At 38.9% G+C, this 19300-nt stretch carries 11 protein-coding genes and 4 pseudogenes; 10 read left to right on the top strand and 5 right to left on the bottom strand.

Annotated elements, in window-relative coordinates; translation table 11 throughout:
* Positions 1–6 precede the first annotated feature (6 nt).
* The 6 genes from sdhA (at position 7) to sucD (ending at position 8788) form a co-directional block, all read left to right on the top strand.
* A complete protein-coding gene (sdhA, locus tag BTN50_RS08465; protein ID WP_394336797.1) occupies positions 7–1767 on the top strand; it encodes a succinate dehydrogenase flavoprotein subunit in 1761 nt (586 codons plus the stop codon).
* A 15-nt stretch (positions 1768–1782) separates the two neighbouring features.
* Positions 1783–2493 (top strand): succinate dehydrogenase iron-sulfur subunit, encoded by a 711-nt coding sequence (locus BTN50_RS08470; protein ID WP_096619816.1) that lies wholly within the window; start codon positions 1783–1785, stop codon positions 2491–2493.
* 112 nt (positions 2494–2605) lie between these two features.
* Complete coding sequence (sucA, locus tag BTN50_RS08475; RefSeq protein ID WP_096619818.1) at positions 2606–5416, top strand: 2-oxoglutarate dehydrogenase E1 component; 2811 nt, start codon at positions 2606–2608, stop codon at positions 5414–5416.
* Between the two features lie 28 nt (positions 5417–5444).
* Entirely contained in the window at positions 5445–6653 is a 1209-nt protein-coding gene (gene odhB / locus BTN50_RS08480) for a 2-oxoglutarate dehydrogenase complex dihydrolipoyllysine-residue succinyltransferase (protein ID WP_096619820.1), read from the top strand.
* 96 nt (positions 6654–6749) lie between these two features.
* Positions 6750–7916, top strand: coding sequence for an ADP-forming succinate--CoA ligase subunit beta (gene sucC, locus BTN50_RS08485; protein ID WP_096619822.1), 1167 nt, complete (start codon positions 6750–6752; stop codon positions 7914–7916).
* Positions 7916–8788: a succinate--CoA ligase subunit alpha gene (sucD, locus tag BTN50_RS08490; RefSeq protein ID WP_096619824.1), complete on the top strand. Its 873-nt coding sequence runs from the start codon at positions 7916–7918 to the stop codon at positions 8786–8788. Before sucC ends, sucD begins: the two co-directional genes overlap by 1 nt.
* A 602-nt stretch (positions 8789–9390) precedes the next feature.
* Here sucD and BTN50_RS08495 read toward each other — a convergent pair.
* Complete coding sequence (locus BTN50_RS08495; protein WP_096619826.1) at positions 9391–10329, bottom strand: manganese-dependent inorganic pyrophosphatase; 939 nt, start codon at positions 10327–10329, stop codon at positions 9391–9393.
* Positions 10330–10567: 238 nt separating this feature from the next.
* On the opposite strand from BTN50_RS08495, the pseudogene BTN50_RS08500 reads away from it, so the two are divergent.
* Positions 10568–11298 (top strand): annotated as a pseudogene (locus BTN50_RS08500) (IS5 family transposase).
* 41 nt (positions 11299–11339) lie between these two features.
* Here the strand turns inward: BTN50_RS08500 and secF are convergent.
* From secF to BTN50_RS08520, 3 genes and pseudogenes are all read right to left on the bottom strand, one after another.
* Positions 11340–12236 (bottom strand): protein translocase subunit SecF, encoded by an 897-nt coding sequence (secF, locus tag BTN50_RS08505; protein WP_096619828.1) that lies wholly within the window; start codon positions 12234–12236, stop codon positions 11340–11342.
* 2 nt (positions 12237–12238) lie between these two features.
* On the bottom strand, positions 12239–14053 hold the full coding sequence (secD, locus tag BTN50_RS08510) for a protein translocase subunit SecD (protein ID WP_096619830.1): 1815 nt from the start codon (positions 14051–14053) through the stop codon (positions 12239–12241).
* Between the two features lie 678 nt (positions 14054–14731).
* Positions 14732–15615 (bottom strand): annotated as a pseudogene (locus BTN50_RS08520) (transposase).
* A gap of 198 nt (positions 15616–15813) precedes the next feature.
* Between BTN50_RS08520 and BTN50_RS12550 the strand changes: the two are divergent.
* Both BTN50_RS12550 and BTN50_RS08525 read left to right on the top strand, forming a co-directional pair.
* Positions 15814–15990, top strand: a pseudogene (locus BTN50_RS12550) (transposase); the annotation flags it as partial.
* 344 nt (positions 15991–16334) lie between these two features.
* The gene (locus BTN50_RS08525; protein ID WP_223823274.1) at positions 16335–16586 is read left to right on the top strand and encodes a transcriptional repressor; all 252 of its coding nucleotides are present in this window, start codon (positions 16335–16337) and stop codon (positions 16584–16586) included.
* Between the two features lie 848 nt (positions 16587–17434).
* Here the strand turns inward: BTN50_RS08525 and rnt are convergent.
* The gene (rnt, locus tag BTN50_RS08530; protein WP_096620012.1) at positions 17435–18106 is read right to left on the bottom strand and encodes a ribonuclease T; all 672 of its coding nucleotides are present in this window, start codon (positions 18104–18106) and stop codon (positions 17435–17437) included.
* 265 nt (positions 18107–18371) lie between these two features.
* On the opposite strand from rnt, the pseudogene BTN50_RS12555 reads away from it, so the two are divergent.
* Positions 18372–19205, top strand: a pseudogene (locus BTN50_RS12555) (transposase).
* Positions 19206–19300: the final 95 nt, after the last annotated feature.

Below are 19300 nucleotides of genomic sequence, written 5' to 3' on the forward strand. Positions count from 1 at the left end.
GTGAGTATGCTAATTAAAGAATTTGACGCAATTGTCATCGGGGCTGGTGGTGCAGGCATGCGTGCTGCATTGCAAATATCTGAAGAAGGTTTATCTTGTGCTTTGCTGTCTAAAGTATTTCCAACACGTTCACATACTGTTTCTGCACAAGGTGGAATCACAGTAGCGCTTGGTAATTCCCATGAAGATAATTGGGAATGGCACATGTATGACACCGTTAAGGGATCGGATTATATAGGTGACCAAAACGCAATCGAATACATGTGCAAAACAGGACCTCAATCAATCATTGAGCTCGAAAGAATGGGCTTACCATTTTCTCGTTTCGAAGATGGCAGCATTTATCAGCGACCCTTTGGTGGCCAATCAAAAGCATTCGGTGGTGAGCAAGCGGTACGTACAGCGGCGGCTGCTGATCGTACAGGTCACGCGTTGCTTCATACGCTTTATCAACAAAATATAAAAAATAAAACAACTATTTTTTCTGAATGGTATGCTTTAGATTTGGTTAAAAATCAAGATGATGTAATAGTTGGCGCTACCGTCATGTGTATGGAAAATAGTGAAATTTATTATTTCAAAGCTAAGGCAACTATCCTTGCAACTGGCGGCGCTGGTCGCATTTACCAATCTACCACTAACGCTCACATCAACACTGGTGACGGTATAGGTATGGCTCTGCGTGCTGGCGTGCCATTACAAGATATGGAAATGTGGCAGTTCCACCCAACAGGTATTGCTGGTGCAGGCGTCCTTGTTACAGAAGGTTGCCGCGGTGAAGGAGGGTACTTGCTGAATAAAAATAACGAACGCTTCATGGAGCGTTATGCTCCTAATGCAAAAGACCTGGCTGGTCGTGATGTGGTTGCACGTTCGATGATGGTCGAAATCCGAGAAGGCCGAGGGTGTGATGGCCCATGGGGCCCACATCTTAAGCTTAAACTTGATCACCTTGGTAGAGATGTGCTTGAAGCGCGTCTTCCTGGCATTCTTGAGCTATCTCGTACATTTGCGCACGTTGATCCAATTAAAGAATCAATTCCTGTTATCCCAACTTGCCACTATATGATGGGAGGTGTTCCAACTCAAATTTCAGGACAAGTGATTAAGCAAGACCTGCATGGTAATGATGTAGAAATTCAAGGCTTATTCGCATGTGGTGAAATTGCCAACGTTTCTGTTCACGGAGCAAACCGTCTTGGCGGTAATTCACTGCTTGATCTTATTGTATTTGGACGAGCAACAGGTCTACACCTCGGTGAAACTTTGTTGACTCAGGTTGAAGTTCGTGATGCATCGGAATCAGACATTGAGGCATCTTTGGATCGAGTTAACCGTTGGAATCTAACACAACAAGGTGAAGATCCGGTTCAAATACGTAAAGATCTCCAGTCTTGCATGCACAATAATTTTTCAGTATTCCGTGAAGGTGATGCTATGGCGAAGGGGTTAGAAGAACTTAAAATAATTCGTGAACGTCTTCAAGAAGCATGCTTAGATGATACATCTAGTGAGTTTAATACTCAGCGCATTGAATGCCTTGAACTAGAAAATTTATTAGCAACAGCCTGCGCGACAGCAGTTGCCGCAAATTACCGTACCGAAAGCCGTGGCGCACATGCACGTTTTGATTTCCAAGATCGGGATGATGCTAACTGGTTGTGTCATACTATTTACAACCCAGAAACAGAAGAGATGACCAAGCGAAATGTTAACATGACACCAATTCATCGCGAGACATTCCCACCTAAAGTGCGTGTATACTAAAAAAGGTAGCTAATCATGACATTTAATTTTTCTGTATACCGTTATAATCCCGATGTTGATGATGCACCGCACATGAAAGAATACACCCTTGAAGTGCCAGATGATTCTGACATAATGGTACTAGACGCATTGATTTTATTAAAAGAGCAAGACTCAACATTGGCATTTCGTCGCTCATGCCGTGAAGGTGTCTGTGGCTCTGATGGCATTAACATGAATGGTAAGAATGGTCTTGCTTGTGTGACTCCACTTTCTACACTAGCAGATAAATCGAGCATTATTATTCGACCTCTACCTGGCTTACCAGTAATACGAGATTTAATTGTCGACATGATACAGTTCTATCAAAACTATGAGCGCGTCAAACCATTTTTGATCAACGATGGAATGCCGTCGTCGCGTGAAAATCTTCAGTCACCTGATGAGCGAGCTCACCTTGATGGTCTCTATGAGTGCATCATGTGTGCGTGTTGTACAACAGCATGTCCATCTTTTTGGTGGAATCCAGACAAATTCATTGGACCGGCTGGTCTTCTAGCGGCATATCGCTGGCTTATTGATAGTCGAGATACCGCGACAGATAAACGCTTATCAGATTTGGACGACGCTTTTAGTGTTTTCCGCTGTCATAGTATAATGAACTGTATAGATGTTTGTCCTAAAGGACTTAACCCAACAAAAGCAATTGGTAACATTCGCTCAATGTTGCTTAAAAGAGCTATCTAATTTATGAATGAACCAAAGAAAAATTATAAATTTTCTGAAAGAGAATTTTAAAGGAGACCGGATAATCCCTGTCATATTATAACACATAACACTAAGTGGTTAAGGGATAACAATGCAAAATGGCGTGATGAAGGCTTGGATTAAGTCTTCTCATTTGGCTGGCGCCAATGCAACTTACGTAGAAGATCTCTACGAACTATACCTCAATGACCCCAAGTCTATTGATAACGAATGGCAAGCAGTTTTTGATACATTACCAGTTGTGAATGGTAAAGTACCAGAGCAAACTCACTCTAAAGTTCGTGACTATTTTAGGAGGCTCGCTACCAAAACAGCGTACAATAGTGCATCAATTAGTGACCCAGATGTAGATGCTAAACAGGTTAAAGTATTGCAACTTATCAACGCTTATCGTTTTAGAGGACATCAACAAGCAAACTTAGATCCATTAGGTATTTGGCACCGCGATCAAATCCCCGATTTGGAGCCGTCATTTCACTCTCTCAATGAAGATGATTTCGAAAAGACATTTAACGTAGGTTCTTTTGCAATTGGACAAAAGAATATGAAACTTTTCGCTTTATATGCTGCTCTCAATAAAACTTACTGTGGTGCTATTGGGGCTGAATATATGCACATCACTGATACCGAAGAAAAACGTTGGCTACAGCAACGTATCGAGTCTATTGTGGGTCAGCCAGAATTTTCGACTGGAGAAAAACTAACCTTACTTGAAGAATTAACTGCTGCAGAAGGGTTAGAGCGTTATTTAGGAGCAAAATTTCCTGGTGCTAAGCGTTTTTCTCTTGAAGGTGGTGATGCACTTATTCCGATGGTGAAAGAAATTATTCGCCAAGCGGGAGCGAATGGAATGAGAGAAGTCGTTATAGGTATGGCTCACCGCGGTCGTTTAAACATGCTAGTCAATGTTTTAGGTAAAAAGCCGTCAGAACTGTTTGATGAGTTTGCTGGTAAACCCGGTGAATTATGGGGAACAGGGGATGTTAAATATCACCAAGGTTTTTCATGTGACTTTGCAACACCAGGTGGAAATGTTCACTTAGTCATGGCTTTTAACCCATCACACCTAGAAATTGTAAACCCGGTGGTTATTGGTTCAGTCCGGGCACGTCAAGATCGTCTAGGCGATAAAGATGGCTCAACGGTATTGCCAATTACCATCCATGGTGACGCTGCAATCGCGGGACAAGGTGTAGTGCAAGAAACATTTAACATGTCACAAGCTCGTGGTTATTGTGTTGGTGGTACTGTTCGAATCGTTGTCAATAACCAAATTGGTTTCACAACATCGAACCCACATGATATGCGCTCAACACAGTATTGTACTGATATTGCAAAGATGATTCAAGCTCCTATTTTGCATGTAAATGCAGATAATCCTGAAGCCGTCGTGTTTGTAGCGCGCTTAGCCTTGGATTATCGTAATACCTTTAAACGTGATGTTGTTATTGACTTGGTGTGCTATCGTCGCCATGGTCACAATGAAGCTGATGAACCAAATGCTACTCAGCCATTAATGTATCAAAAAATTAAAAAACACCCAACACCACGTAAAATTTATGCAGATGTTTTGTCTGATCAAGGGGTTGCTAATCTTGAAAAGGCAACTTACCTCGTTAATGAATACAGAGACGCTTTGGATCGTGGTGAGCATGTGGCGAAAGAATACCGTCCAATGACACTTCACTCTGCTGACTGGTCGCCTTACCTTGGGCATGACTGGACAATTGAATGGCCAAATACATTTAATATGAAGCGTCTGAGTGAGTTAGGTCATCGCCTATGTCAGTATCCTAAAAGTCACAAACTTCACAGTCGTGTTGATAAACCTTATAAAGATCGAATATTAATGGCGGATGGTGAAAAAGCACTCGACTGGGGCATGGCAGAGTCGTTAGCCTATGCAACACTTGTAGACGAAGGAAAGCGTATTCGTATCAGTGGTCAAGATTCAGGGCGAGGGACATTTTTCCATCGTCATGCAGTGTTACATAATCAAATTGATGCAAGTACTTATATTCCCCTTGCAAATATTCATGACAAACAAGGTCCATTCCAAGTGTTTGACTCTGTATTATCAGAAGAAGCGGTACTTGCATTTGAGTATGGGTATACCACGGCAGAGCCGTGCGGTTTGACCATCTGGGAGGCTCAGTTTGGTGATTTTGCTAACGGTGCTCAGGTTGTCATTGATCAATTCATTAGCTCTGGTGAGCAAAAGTGGGGTCGTATGTGCGGATTGACCATGCTGTTACCACATGGTTATGAAGGTCAAGGTCCAGAACACTCATCCGCACGTTTAGAACGCTACTTACAGCTTTGTGCGGAACAAAATATGCAAGTTTGTGTGCCATCAACACCCGCACAGATTTATCACACGATTCGTCGCCAAGTACTTCGTCCAATGCGTCGTCCACTTGTGATTATGTCACCTAAATCATTGCTGCGTCATCCGTTATGCACATCTTCACTTGAAGAACTGGCTAATGGTAATTTTCAAGCTGCAATTGGTGAAATTGACGAGCTAGATCCTCATACAATTAAACGTGTTGTTATGTGTTCTGGCAAGGTATTTTACGATTTACTTGAAGTAAGACGCAAAGAAAACATTAAAAATATAATTATTGTGCGTATTGAGCAATTGTATCCGTTCCCGAAAGAGGACTTACAAGCGGCTATAAGTCAGTCCATTAATGCTAAAGATTTTGTGTGGTGTCAGGAAGAGCCTCAAAATCAAGGCGCTTGGTACAGTAGCCAACATAATTTGCGAATGGTGATCCCAGCTGACGCAACGCTAAGTTATGCGGGGCGTGCTGCATCTGCATCACCAGCTGTCGGCTATATGTCTGTCCACTTAAAACAACAAAAGGCGTTGATTGAAGATGCGCTTACTTTAAATTAAGAACTAGAAAGCTAAGGAAAACAATGATATGACAATCGAAATTCTGGTTCCTGACTTACCTGAGTCTGTTGTGGATGCAACAATTGCTACTTGGCACAAAAATCCGGGCGATACTGTTTCTCGAGAAGATGTTTTAGTCGATATTGAAACTGATAAAGTAATTATTGAAGTACCAGCACCTGAAGACGGTGTTCTGGAAGTTATTCTTGAAGAAGAAGGTGCGACAGTACTGTCCAAACAGCTACTCGCGAGAATCAAGAAAGGAACTGTCGCGGGTGAACCCACACAAGATGTACCGGCGTCGTCTGAATCATCACCAAATAAAAGACACACAGCTTCTCTGACTTCAGAGCAAAATGATACTCTGAGTCCTGTGGCACGTCGCTTGTTGGCGGGTAATAATCTGCGGCCAACACAAGTAAAAGGTACCGGTGTTGGTGGGCGTATTACACGTGAAGATATTGGCGCTGTTATTAAGCAAGCTGATGTAAACGCAACGAAACCTCAAGAGAAAAAAGAAACACTGTCTTTTGGTTATCGCAGCGAAAAACGTGTACCAATGACGCGTTTACGGAAGCGTATTGCGGAACGATTACTGGCAGCTAAGAATAGCACCGCGCTACTAACAACCTTTAACGAAGTGAACATGAAGCCAATAATGGATATTCGTAAGCAGTACAAAGATATATTCAAGGAACGTCACAGTATTCGATTAGGTTTCATGTCTTTCTATGTAAAAGCGGTTGTTGAAGCATTAAAACGTTATCCGGAAGTAAATGCTTCTATCGATGGGGATGAAATCGTTTACCATAATTTCTTTGATGTGAGCGTGGCTGTGTTAACCCCTCGTGGTTTGGTGACACCAGTGCTTCGAGACTGTGATCGTTTAAGTCTTGCGGACATCGAAAAAAGCATCAAAGAATTAGCAATTAAAGGCCGGGATGGTAAGTTGACTGTGGACGATTTGACAGGAGGTAACTTTACTATTACGAATGGGGGGGTTTTTGGATCGCTAATGTCGACACCAATCATTAACCCACCTCAAGCGGCCATTCTTGGTATGCATAAAATCCAAGAACGTCCGATGGTAATCAATGCTCAGATTAACATCCTTCCAATGATGTACCTTGCCCTTTCTTATGATCATCGTTTGATCGATGGGCGTGAGTCTGTTGGGTTTTTGGTGGCGATTAAAACGCTTGTAGAAGACCCAATGCGTTTGCTACTTGACATATAAGTAGTTCAGATTTTGTCGGTATACTGGGGGAGCATACCCACTGTATAAAAAGCAAAATTAAATCAATATAATGGATACTGACACGGATAGAATATCATGAATCTGCACGAATACCAATCAAAACAGTTATTTGCTGAATACGGGCTACCAGTATCTGAAGGGTACGCCTGCGATACTCCCCAAGAAGCCGTTGAAGCTGCTGATAAAATTGGTGGCAAAAAGTGGGCTGTAAAATGTCAGGTACACGCTGGTGGACGCGGGAAAGCAGGCGGTGTAAAGTTTGTTAGCATCAAAGAAGACATCAAAAAATTTGCACAGAACTGGCTAGGTAAAAACCTAGTAACATACCAAACAAATGTACATGGTCAACTGGTTAGCAAAATTTTAGTTGAAAAATGCACAAGCATCGCGAAAGAGCTTTATTTAGGTGCGATTATTGACCGTGATACTTATCGTGTTATTTTTATGGCATCAACTGAAGGCGGTGTAGACATTGAAAAAATTGCGGAAAAAACACCGGAACTTATCCATAGAACTGCAATCGATCCATTCGTAGGTCCCCAACCATATCAAGGTCGTCAGCTAGCATTCAAACTTGGGTTGCAAGGCAAGCAAATTAAACAGTTCACCCAAATTTTTATGGGAATTGCCAAACTATTCATTGAATACGATGTAGCCTTGGTTGAAGTTAACCCATTGGTTATTAATGATAAAGGTAATCTACATTGCCTAGATGTAAAGTTGACTATTGATAGTAATGCAATTTATCGTCAACCAAAAATTCGTGAAATGCATGATCCTAGTCAGGACGATGCACGTGAAGTGCATGCGGCTCAGTGGGAACTAAACTACGTTGCACTAGATGGAAGCATTGGTTGCATGGTTAATGGTGCAGGCCTAGCGATGGGTACAATGGATATTGTTAACCTACACAATGGTAGTCCTGCAAACTTCTTGGATGTTGGTGGTGACACTACGAAAGAACGTGTTACAGAAGCATTCAAGATCATTCTTTCTGACAATAATGTGAAAGCAGTTTTAGTTAATGTCTTCGGCGGTATCGTTCGTTGTGATCTTATTGCAGACGGTATTATTGGTGCAATAGAAGAAGTGGGTGTTAAAGTACCAGTTGTTGTTCGATTAGAAGGTCACAATGCAAAACTTGGGCTTCAAAAACTTGCTGAAAGTGGTTTGAACATTATTACTGCGACTTCACTGGCTGAAGCAGCGAATAAAGTTGTTGCTGCAGCGGAGAGCAAATAATGTCTATTTTGATCAATAAAGATACCAAAGTTATTTGTCAGGGCTTTACCGGTGGCCAGGGTACGTTCCATTCGAAGCAAGCGCTTGAGTATGGCACGCAAATGGTTGGTGGAGTCTCTCCAGGTAAAGGCGGTTCAATCCACCTTGGTCTTCCAGTATTTAATACTGTGGCTGACGCAGTGGAGGCAACGGGTGCAATAGCATCTGTTATCTATGTACCTGCATCATTCTGTAAAGATGCAATTCTTGAAGCTATAGATGCAGGCGTTAAACTTATAGTAACTATCACTGAAGGTATTCCAACGCTAGATATGCTCCAAGTCAAGGTTAAGCTTGATGTTGCCGGAATTCGTATGATTGGTCCTAACTGTCCAGGCGTTATTACTCCTGGTGAATGTAAGATGGGCATCATGCCTGGTTACATTCATAAGCCTGGTAATGTCGGTATTGTTTCCCGCTCAGGAACATTAACTTATGAAGCGGTCAAACAAACAACCGATGAAGGTTTTGGCCAATCTACTTGTGTTGGTATTGGTGGTGACCCTATTCCTGGTTCAAATTTTATAGATATTTTGAAGATGTTCGAAAAAGATCCAGCAACTGAAGCGATTATTATGATAGGAGAGATTGGTGGTACAGCTGAGGAAATAGCAGCAGCTTACATCAAAGTTAACGTAACTAAACCAGTTGTTTCTTACATTGCAGGTGTTACTGCTCCTCCTGGCAAACGCATGGGCCACGCTGGTGCAATCATCTCTGGTGGTAAAGGTACAGCAGAAGGTAAATGTGAAGTGCTAGAAGCTGCGGGAGTTAAGATCGTTAACAGCCTTGCTAATATTGGTAAAGCATTACGTGAAATTACCGGATGGTAATTGCTACTTTATTTGTTTATTATACTAAAATAAGCTTTTATTGAAGTGAAATCACTCAATTAGATATTTTAATGAAGAAGCTTGTAATAGTTAATCTTAATATTTTTTAAAATTATGTTCCATCTTTAATAAATTGACTGTGATTTACACAGTAATGTAATACTTATGTTTCATGAATTTATTAATGATGCTATCATGCTTTTTTGTTAATATTTCATATTTTATTTTTTTATTAAATCCTTTTAAACGAGTATGCAAAGTTAAATTCTTCCTCTTAACATTTATTTTTTATAGCAACCAAATACGTTCGTAATAATTTTCTTCAATTTAAATTTTCACGCATACTAGTATAATAAGCTTTGTAGGTATATGTAACCTGGAAGGTCTAATGGCTGCATTACTGGCAACAAACAGTAGCATATATGTTGGCCATAGCTTCTACCGTGCCTTTAGAGCTACACTAGTTTACTGATAAAATAGCACTTAACATCAACGTTAGCCACAATAATTTCTATGTGAAAAAAGTACATTATACTATGCTCAATTTATTGCATACATGTCCTATAAAGTTAGTAAGTTAAAAGAGCTCACAATTATAACCACTACATGAGACCTTCGCGTATGCGAAAGGTATTTTGTAGTGGTGGAACAACTTGTTTTTTTCTGCTCAATACGCCATCAAGCCACACTCGACCATTTTTTATTGCTTTGCCATACGCACGCTCGATAATAGTTATATCATCTGATACAACTAGTAATTCAGAGCCTTCTTTAATTATGTCAGTTAGAAGTAATATCACAGAGTGGCGATAACCTTCATTTTTTAACGTCATAATACCAACTTCAAGTTCAATTTTAATTTCATCGAAAACCGAAAGATCAACTACCTCAAGTTGACCGATACCTATAAAATAACCATTTATGTTAAAATCCTTGAAGTCACGCATAACAAGATCACGTGCTGATGTGTCTGCAATTGAGGACTTCACCATAAACATTTCCATACCCAGTGCTTTAAAATCTTTGATGCCAGCAATTTTAGCAAGCTCTTCAACACAACGGATATCTGCAGTAGTACATGTCGGTGATTTAAATATAATGGTGTCACTAAGGATCGCTCCCAGCATAATGCCTGCTATATCTTTTGGAATTACAACATTAAAAAAATCGAACATCATTTTGATAACTGTATTTGAGCAACCAACGGGACGGATCCAGCACTCAAGCGGTGTAGCTGTCGTTAAGTCACCCAATTTATGATGATCAACAATACCAACAATAATTGCTTGAGCAATATCATCTGGTGCTTGAGTTAATTCTGAATGGTCAACAATATAAACTTCTTCACCTGCGTAACTAAGTTTTAGCTCAGGTGCATCGACACCAAAATGTTCAAGAATAAATGCAGTTTCTGGAGGAATATTACCTAAGCGACTAGCTACAGCTGGCTCATTAATTTGGTTTTTAAGGTACGCAAGCGCAATTGCGCCACAAATTGAATCGGAATCTGGGATTTTATGTCCCACTACATACATTGGCATAATTGGCTCTCGTCATGCTCACATTTAAATTTTAGTGTGTTTTATCAAAAATAACTTTAAATGTACATTGATCGTGAACTGCAAACAAGCCTATGAGCAGGTACATATTATATTGTAAGTAATTTTATTTTTAAATCATTAATTTACGCTCTAAACAGCTAGGCTAACTTAAATATTCACATCTATGCACAAGCTTCACGACAAAAAAACTAACTAGAAGCAGTATAATCAAGCTTTAATCCGCCATGGCTCACTCACATGCTGGATTAATGAAAAATTCATTTATTCTGTTTTCAAACTAACTTAACCACCGTTGCCATACCCTCACTATTCATGCATTAGCAAGAGCGCCAAAACGGTTCATACTGCATTAAAAATGAAAACTAGAGGAACCATTCAGCGCTTAATCATTAATTTTACGAGGTTCAAAGTCTACGGTGAAGTCGAATGGTAAGTAAAAAAGCATGGCACTAATGGAAAACGGCAAGTTTGACGCAAGTTACATTTAGCGGCAGATATAAATATGCATAAAATAATTACTGCTGAGTTAAGTGCACCACATCTGACCAAGGTGAATTTTTCCCTAATTTACTCAAACAGATCCGTCATAGAATCAATGAAATATCAGGAGATAGAACTTATGACACCAGACAATATTACGAAACCGCTCGTATTAAGCGAGCGGATTCAATCATTCCACCAAAAAAATGAGCCATTCCTGGGGAATAAGATCATTCGTACCATTTAGCAGTCAATTACTGAAAACTATGCGGTTTACATAAGCATTAGGAAACGCAATGTGATTGCCATCAATACTCCCTATCAGAAACAGCAATAGTTCGAGCCAAAAAACTACTGGGAGGAACATACACCCTAAAAAATCACAATGTTCAAGTTAAAAAAATTTACACCACGATAAAAGTGTTCCATAAGCTGACAAAGCTAAGTATGCTGAGATTGATTATTTGAACTAAAATTGAGAAACTAATCCTGCTCATAAAAACAGTCACCTAAGGCGTATCAGAAATCTTTGATGACATATAATGCTGAGGTCCAAGTTTCGTTAATTCAGGAATAATGGTGGCGACTGTCATAGTGGACCAGGTACCTGTAATAATACCAATAAACATCGTGATTGAAAACCCACACAGTGGCTCTCCACCCAATAACCATAAGGAACCAACAGAAATCAATGTTGTGCCCGAGGTAATCAATGTTCGAGATAATGTAAACAAAATCGAGCGATTATTGAGTTCAGCGATTGGTAATGTAACGTTAGCTTTTAAGAGCTCACGTATCCTATCAGAAACAATAATGGAGTCATTAAGAGAATATCCTAGGACGGCTAATAATGCGGCAAATACAGTGAGGTTGAACTCCATGCCTGTGAAAGAGAAGAAGCCTAAAAGTAGCATCACATCATGAACAAGTGCAAGAAGAGCTCCAGAAGCGAGTCGCCATTCAAAGCGAAAACTCATGTACACAAGAATTACTAGCAAGGTGATAAGAACCGCTAATGCTCCTTGCTCAACGAGCTCTTGTCCAACTTGTGGGCCAACCAAACTCACGTTAAGTATTTCAACTTGATCGGAAAAACTGGTTAGCATAGCTTTTATTTCAGGTTGAGAATTCAGTTTTTCAGGCGCAGCATACCGAAGTATCCACTGATGTGGCTCACCTGCAGCCACCACAGATACTGGCTGATTGAGTGCCATTTCAAGTTTTTCTTGGATCTCTTTTGCTATGAGAATTTGATCTAGTTTTACTTCACTAAGTATGCCACCAGTAAAATCTAACCCGAAATGAAGTCCTTTTGTGGCGAGTGAGCATATAGAAATCAATATAAAGACACAAGAAAGCAAACTGCAGGTATGACGCCATTTTGTTATATTATGCATTTTAATCATCTTTATATCCTCACACCATGACGAGTATCTTTACCCCAAAATAAATTAATCACCGCGCGAGAAACAAAGATACCGGTGAACATACTAGTTAGTAAGCCTAATCCTAGCGTGAGAGCGAAACCTTGAATTGGTCCATGACCGATCGTGTATAAGGTTAATGCTGAGATTAATGTTGTAATATTTGAATCTAAAATCGTCGCAAATGCGCTACTAAAACCAAGGTCTATAGATTGTGCGAAGCTGCGGCCTTCCCGCATTTTTTCTTTTATTCGTTCAAAAATAAGGACATTGGTATCAACAGCCATACCAATGGTGAGCACCAAGCCTGCTATACCTGGTAGCGTAAGAACAGCACCCGGCAATAAAGCAATTAAACCCAGTAGCATCACCATATTAATAACGAGTGCAATGTTTGCGACCCAACCTAGTTTGCGGTACCAAACAGCCATAAAGAGTAATGTCAAACCCAGGCCCAGTATAAGTGCAGCAAACCCGTTTTGAATGTTTTCAATACCCAATGATGGACCAATGGTACGTTCTTCAACAATAGTTACAGGAGCGGTAAGAGAACCAGCTCGTAGCAACAAAGCTAAATTTTGGGCTTTATCGAATTGTCCAACACCTGTAATGCGAAAACGATTACCTAGCTGAGACTGAATAGTTGCAATACTAATGATGGTATTGGTTTGCTTAACATTACCAGTAGCATCACGGCTGTATTCGCTATACGCAGTCCCCATTTGATCGCCGATATGCTTCGCTGAAAAATAGGACATGATTTGGCCACCATATGCGTCTAAAGAAATATTTACCTCAGGCATTCCCATTTCACCCATTCCCGCACGTGCATCAACAATATGCTCACCTAAAAGAATCGGTTTGCGATTAACGTAAACTGGGGCACCTAGCTGATCGGGGATCAGTATAGTACCAGGTGCTTGGTTGGGCTTAACCTCGTAGAAAGCGAGACTTGCTGTTGCACCAATGACATTTTTTGCCGTAGCAGGATCTTGCACACCTGGCAATTCAATGCGAATTCGGTATGCACCTTGACGTTGAACGACGGCTTCAGTAATACCTAACGCTTCAATACGTCTACGCATAGTTTGCAGATTTTGTTGAATGGTCAGGGTTATTAATGTTTCTTTTTCTGATTCTCGAAGAGTAACAGTTAGTGTAAAAGCATGATCTACCTTTACTTCTAATTGTGGGAATTGCTCGCGAAGGTATTTGCGGAGGTTATGCGTAGCAGACTCTGTAGGTGCTTTGATAATGAACCCATCTAGACCGTACGGCTGCACACGCAAGCCACGAATACGGTTTTCACGCGCGTAAGATTTGATGGCATCAATTGCTTGAACAGAATGGGAGCGAAAAACTTCTTGCATATTCACGTCAAGTAAAAATTGGACACCACCGCTAAGGTCGAGCCCTAACTTGATAGGCTTAAACCCCATTGCTAATAACCAATTAGGAGCAGCTGAAACCATACCAAGTGTAACAGTATCTTCCTTATCCACGAATTCCGTTAATAACTTTTTAGTTTTAGTTTGGTTGCCTTCATTTTGTAGGATGACTACTGTGTCTTTGTGTTTTTGATCAATACGTTTAATGTGAATGTTATTGGTATTAAGTTTATGCAATAGTGATGTCGGAGAAATTGGCTCATTTTGGTGTTTAATGAAAACAGCTGCCTCTTCACCAAACCATGAGGGTAAGGCGCTGAGAGACATAATAAAAATGGCCGCCATCAGTACGACGTATGTCCATGCAGGATAATGATTTAGCACGATATTTCGTTTGGATTGCAGCTGCATATCAATTCTCTCGATGGTTAAATTTTAGTATTTTTAATCTTAGTTTGGGCCTAAAATAACATGACTAACTACGCACATAATTCGTAACAGTACGTTTATGTAGGCGTACAGAAGAGTTGAGACAATGACTCAAGGGGAGCGTATTAGATTAAGCATGAGATTGACTGATAAAGCAATAAAGTAAATTGGATTTTTACCAGCCCGAGATACGGTGGAAAAAAGTGAAGTTTCTTAATATCCAGTCGTGCCAATGTTCAAATGTATTATATATTCTACTCAATCGCATGCGTGCATCAGAAAACTCGAAATCAAAAACGAGCTCGTAATTCGGTGTTGCATTGTGAAAACATTCAAGTGAAAAAAACCAGTTGCGTAGTAAAGAGACTAAACTAAGCGAAATTGCTTTCGGAGGGATCCTGTATGCAACCCACAAATGATTCTGTTTTTTTGATGTATTTTCATGGTGATGAACATCGTCTGATAACATAGTTGATATAGCAACACGAGACAGTAAATTCAAGTTTTCAGTTGAAACAGATGCCAAAAAATAGACACCCAATAGAGTGAGCAAAATACTCATGATACTACTTTGTCTTATCCATGAAGTGCACATATGAGGATTCATCGATTTTATTTCCTTATTTGAGTTTAGACAGCAAATTTCAGCATAATTAACTATTAGATGATTACTTTCATTCTAGGCATACCTAATTCTGTCAGCTTATTTAGCACTTTTATCATGGTGTCAGTTCCGCCAACCTGAGCATTGTAATCCATTAGGCTCAATATCCCCTTCCGAGCAGTTTTTTGATTTAAAAAAACAGCCTTCTCTGATAGAGAACGTTTATAGTCACCATACTTAGTTTTCCAGTGCTGAACGAATAATTTTATTTTCCAGAAGTTGATTTTTTCTGGATAGCATGATTGGAACCGCTCGTTTAATATAAACGGTTTAGTAACATTATCTGGTGTCGTACAAACACCATCGCCTGATATTTCGTTGATTCTTCAGTGGGCCTGTTTGAGCACATTATGCAACACTTAACCGTCAGTTATATTTAATACATTTAGCTCAACAGCAATGATTTCATACGTATTTATATCTACCTCTACATATAATTTACGCCAAACTTGCCGTTCCCCAGCAGTGCCATGCTTTGTTTACTTCCCATTTACAATCACCGTAAATGTTGAACTCCATAGAATCAATGGCTAAGTGCTGAATGATTCCTTTCGTCTCGTCTCGAATGCAGCGTTAACCGTTTTGGCTTGTTCGCTAATGCATAAATAGTGATGGCATCATAAAGGGAGTTGAGCAAGTTTAAAAACAGAATTAATGAATCTTTGCAGACCTTTCCATGACATTGGATATATGCGTTTAACCATGAGACCGTCGTAACGGCTAAGTCACTAAATAAATAAAATCTCCCATGATTACCCTACTTAGTTTAATTTTACAGAGAAATGGCTTCTTCATCAATCCAGAATGTGGGTTAATCACGATTGATTAAAGCTTGATTATACTGTTTCAAGTTAGTTGTTTTGTAGCGGGGATTATTCATAAACCTAGATTTTTAAGCACACCTAACTGTTGAGAGTGTTGCTTAAAAATTTAGTTCCTTTATTTGGGGAATAAAGTCGGTTACCATACACGTTCCACAGCAGAGACAGCAATAGTTTGAGTCAAAAAACGGCTGGGAGGGATATTGAATCTAAGGAATCACACAACTCAGATTAGGTAACAAAGCCACAGTGAAGGCGAGTGGAAAGCAAAAAAACATGGTGCTAATGGGAAACAGCGAGTTTGGTGCAAATTATATTTAGCGGTAGATATAAACACGCATAGAATGATTGCTTCTAAATTACGAGCGTTAAATGTGACTGACCATGAAGTGCTGCTTAACTTACTTAAACAAACCCGGCGAAAAATCAATTAAATATTAGCTGATAGTTCTCACGACACCAAACAATGTTACGAAACCGTTTGTATTAAACGAGCGGTTCGACTCATCCCATCAAGAAAAAAACAACTGTTGAGGAACGAGAGCATCCACGTAATTTAACGGTCAGTTACCAGGAGCTACACGATTCTAATCAGCATTGTAAAACGAGGTATAGTTGCCGTAAATATTCCCTATCAAAAATAGCAATATTTTAAAAATTTTACACAGGTCAGACTGCCAGCACCGAAGATCTCTATAAAAAATTCATTAAGATTGGTGAAGTAATCGAATGAACTGCTATATATTACGTATTCAATTAATTCGATTACGCAGAGATTATGATTTGTCACCACTCTGAAGGCATAAAATCAGTTTTTAAACTCTCCAGACAACACCACCACGATCATATTGTTTGCTTAAATTATGATAAAATCATTCATTTTATATATGAAATCATTAAGCAATGTCAACTAAAAATTGCAATAAATACAATGTCCGTTTGGCAAACCACAGCCTCTATCTTTACGGTCAATGCGTCGAAAATAATTGTAAAATTGACTATAGCATTTATAATGATAACTACGTATTAAATAGGAGTGAATAAATTAGAGACTTGAGCTTAAAATGGCTCTTTTTCCTCACTCAAACTCAGATAGCAAATCCCAACATAATTCACTACTAGACAATCGCTTTTATTGTAGGCATACGTAGTTCTATCAGCTTCTTTAAGACTTTTATTATAACATAAATTTCGCTGAACTATGTGATCCCTTAAGCTCAATGTCCCTACCAGTAATTTTTTATTCGAACCATTTCTAACTCTATTAGGCAACGTTTATGGTAACCGGTTTTATCCCCTAAATCAGGAGACTAAATTTTTAATCAACACTCAAAATAATTAGTCTAACTTAAATATTCAAGTCTACAAATAAGCTTAGCTACAAAACGATTAACTGTAAGCACTATAATTAAATTTGAATCAATTATGGCTCACTAACAGTCTACATTGATGAAGAAACCATTCAGCCATGAAATCAAACTAAGTAGGCAATCATAGAAAACTTCGTTTATTTAACAACTTAGTCATTACGACAGTTTTCATAGTTAAAGGAGTATTTTCAATGCTGTCAAGAGCTTAAAAAAATTTATTAATTTTTTTAAGCTTACTTAACTGCTTTTGGTGTGCCATACATTATTCATGTGTTAGCAGTGAACCCAAGCGGTTTCGAGACGAGTACTAAAAGACCCGTCCATCACTTAACTATTAACGCTATAGCATTAAACTTTACGGTGAAGAAAAATGGAAAGTAATAAAGCCTCCCACTCATGAAAAACATCAAGTCAAATGCAAGTTACATTTAACAATCAGTTGCCAGATATTATGCGAAACTTTGTTTTTCATTTAAACTCACAATTCATTTTACGCGTTATAAACGTATTATTTCGTAGGAGTTTGTACGAAATGGTCATCGGCAGAAACGACTGGCCATCCTCCCAATTTTTTCCACTTATTAACAATACCACAAAAGAGCTCTGCTGTACGCCTTGTATCATATAGTGCTGAATGAGCTTCGTTAGTATCAAAGACAATGCCTGCTATCTTACAGGCCTTAGCAAGTACTGTTTGGCCGAATGCTAAACCGCTAAGAGCAGCTGTGTCGAATGTAGCGAATGGATGAAAAGGATTGCGCTTCAGTTGACTTCTCTTTGCCGCGGCCATTACAAAACTATGATCAAAATTAGCGTTGTGAGCCACCATAATAGAACGTTGACAATCTTGTGCTTTTTGTTCTTTTTGAATAAATTTAAAAATTTTCTTGAGTGCATCTCTTTCATCAATAGCTCCTCGAAGAGGACTAAAAGGATCACGGATACCATTAAATTTCAGCGCTTCTGTAACGAGATTAGCCCCTTGAAAAGGTGCCACATGGAAATGAATTATTTTATCTGGCTGTAGCCAACCTTCTTCATCCATTTTTAGGGTAATAGCACAAATTTCTAAAAGTGCATCAGCTTTAGCGTTAAAACCTGCCGTTTCAACGTCGATCACAACAGGAAAATATCCACGAAATCGTGCTTTAAGTGCATTTAGGTTAGTTTCTTGATTCATGTCGACAATGATAAATATAAAATAGACGAGCATTATGGCAGAAGTGTCACTAGTTCTAAAGGTATATACTCAATCCATTTGAAGATACATGTTTGAATACCTTAGATTTGTCATCTAGTAGGACATCTTAGATCCTGCAATTTTAAAAGAATTACAGTGAAAAATTAATCAATAGCCTCTTTTAAGTAACGTATACTTAGATTTATTTCCTAAATCAGGGAACTAAACGCTCTAAACAGCTAGGCTCACTTAAATATTTAGGTTTATAAATAAACTGAGCGACAAAATAATCAACTGGAAGCACTATAATCAAACTAATCAGAATAATCTGGGGGACCCACGTTTATTTAGCTACTTAACCATTACGATGACTCTCATAGTGAAACGTATATTTTTAATGTCATTTAGAGGTCTGCAAGAATTCATTAGTTTTGTTTTCAAACTTGCTCAACTACCATTATTATCCATGCATTAGCAAGCGAGCTTAAACGATTCACTTAGCATTCAAGATGAAAAGTCAAGGAATAACTCAGTACTCAAAAATGAATTTTACAGAGCTGCCAATCTACAGAAACAACAAGTGGCAAGCAAAAAAAGCATAGCACTAATGAGAAATGGAGAGTCTGGTGCAAGTTACATTTAGAAGTATATGTAAATACGTATGGAATCATTACTGTAGAGTTAAATTTATTGAATATGACTAACGGTGAAGTGTTATTTAACGTGCTCAAACCAACCTGCCACAGAATTAATGAAATATCAAATATTGGTGCTTACAACACTAGGTTAATGTTACAAAACCGTTCGTATTAAACGAACCATTCCAATCATCCTACCAATAAAAATCAACTTTTAAGGAACGACGTCATCCGAGTCATTTAACGGTCAGTTATCAGAACTTATGCGGTTCAGATAAAAATTGGAAAATGCAGTATGGTTACCATAAACGTCCTCTATGAGAGGACACCAATGTTGCGAATCACAAAATATTCGAAGGGACATTGATTTTAAAAATTATCATACGCAAATTGGCACCATTATAAAAGCATTACATAAACTAATAAAACTTGGAATGCCTAAAACGAAAACAGTTATCTAATCGTTAATTATTTTGGTATTTGCTGTCTGAACTCGAATCAAAAAATAAAATTTCATGGTATATTTATATTTTATGATAATAGTTTAGTTAACAGG

Source organism: Candidatus Enterovibrio altilux (assembly GCF_002381345.1).
Taxonomy (GTDB): domain Bacteria; phylum Pseudomonadota; class Gammaproteobacteria; order Enterobacterales; family Vibrionaceae; genus Enterovibrio; species Enterovibrio altilux.

Bases quoted from the DNA above. Each gene is read 5' to 3' on its own strand.
- BTN50_RS08495 (WP_096619826.1), bottom strand. From the start codon at position 10,329: ATGCCAATGTATGTAGTGGGACATAAAATCCCAGATTCCGATTCAATT.
- sucC (WP_096619822.1), top strand. From the start codon at position 6,750: ATGAATCTGCACGAATACCAATCAAAACAGTTATTTGCTGAATACGGG.
- rnt (WP_096620012.1), bottom strand. From the start codon at position 18,106: ATGAATCAAGAAACTAACCTAAATGCACTTAAAGCACGATTTCGTGGA.
- sucA (WP_096619818.1), top strand. From the start codon at position 2,606: ATGCAAAATGGCGTGATGAAGGCTTGGATTAAGTCTTCTCATTTGGCT.
- secF (WP_096619828.1), bottom strand. From the start codon at position 12,236: ATGATTAAAATGCATAATATAACAAAATGGCGTCATACCTGCAGTTTG.
- sucD (WP_096619824.1), top strand. From the start codon at position 7,916: ATGTCTATTTTGATCAATAAAGATACCAAAGTTATTTGTCAGGGCTTT.
- secD (WP_096619830.1), bottom strand. From the start codon at position 14,053: ATGCAGCTGCAATCCAAACGAAATATCGTGCTAAATCATTATCCTGCA.
- odhB (WP_096619820.1), top strand. From the start codon at position 5,445: ATGACAATCGAAATTCTGGTTCCTGACTTACCTGAGTCTGTTGTGGAT.
- BTN50_RS08470 (WP_096619816.1), top strand. From the start codon at position 1,783: ATGACATTTAATTTTTCTGTATACCGTTATAATCCCGATGTTGATGAT.
- BTN50_RS08525 (WP_223823274.1), top strand. From the start codon at position 16,335: ATGATTTGTCACCACTCTGAAGGCATAAAATCAGTTTTTAAACTCTCC.
- sdhA (WP_394336797.1), top strand. From the start codon at position 7: ATGCTAATTAAAGAATTTGACGCAATTGTCATCGGGGCTGGTGGTGCA.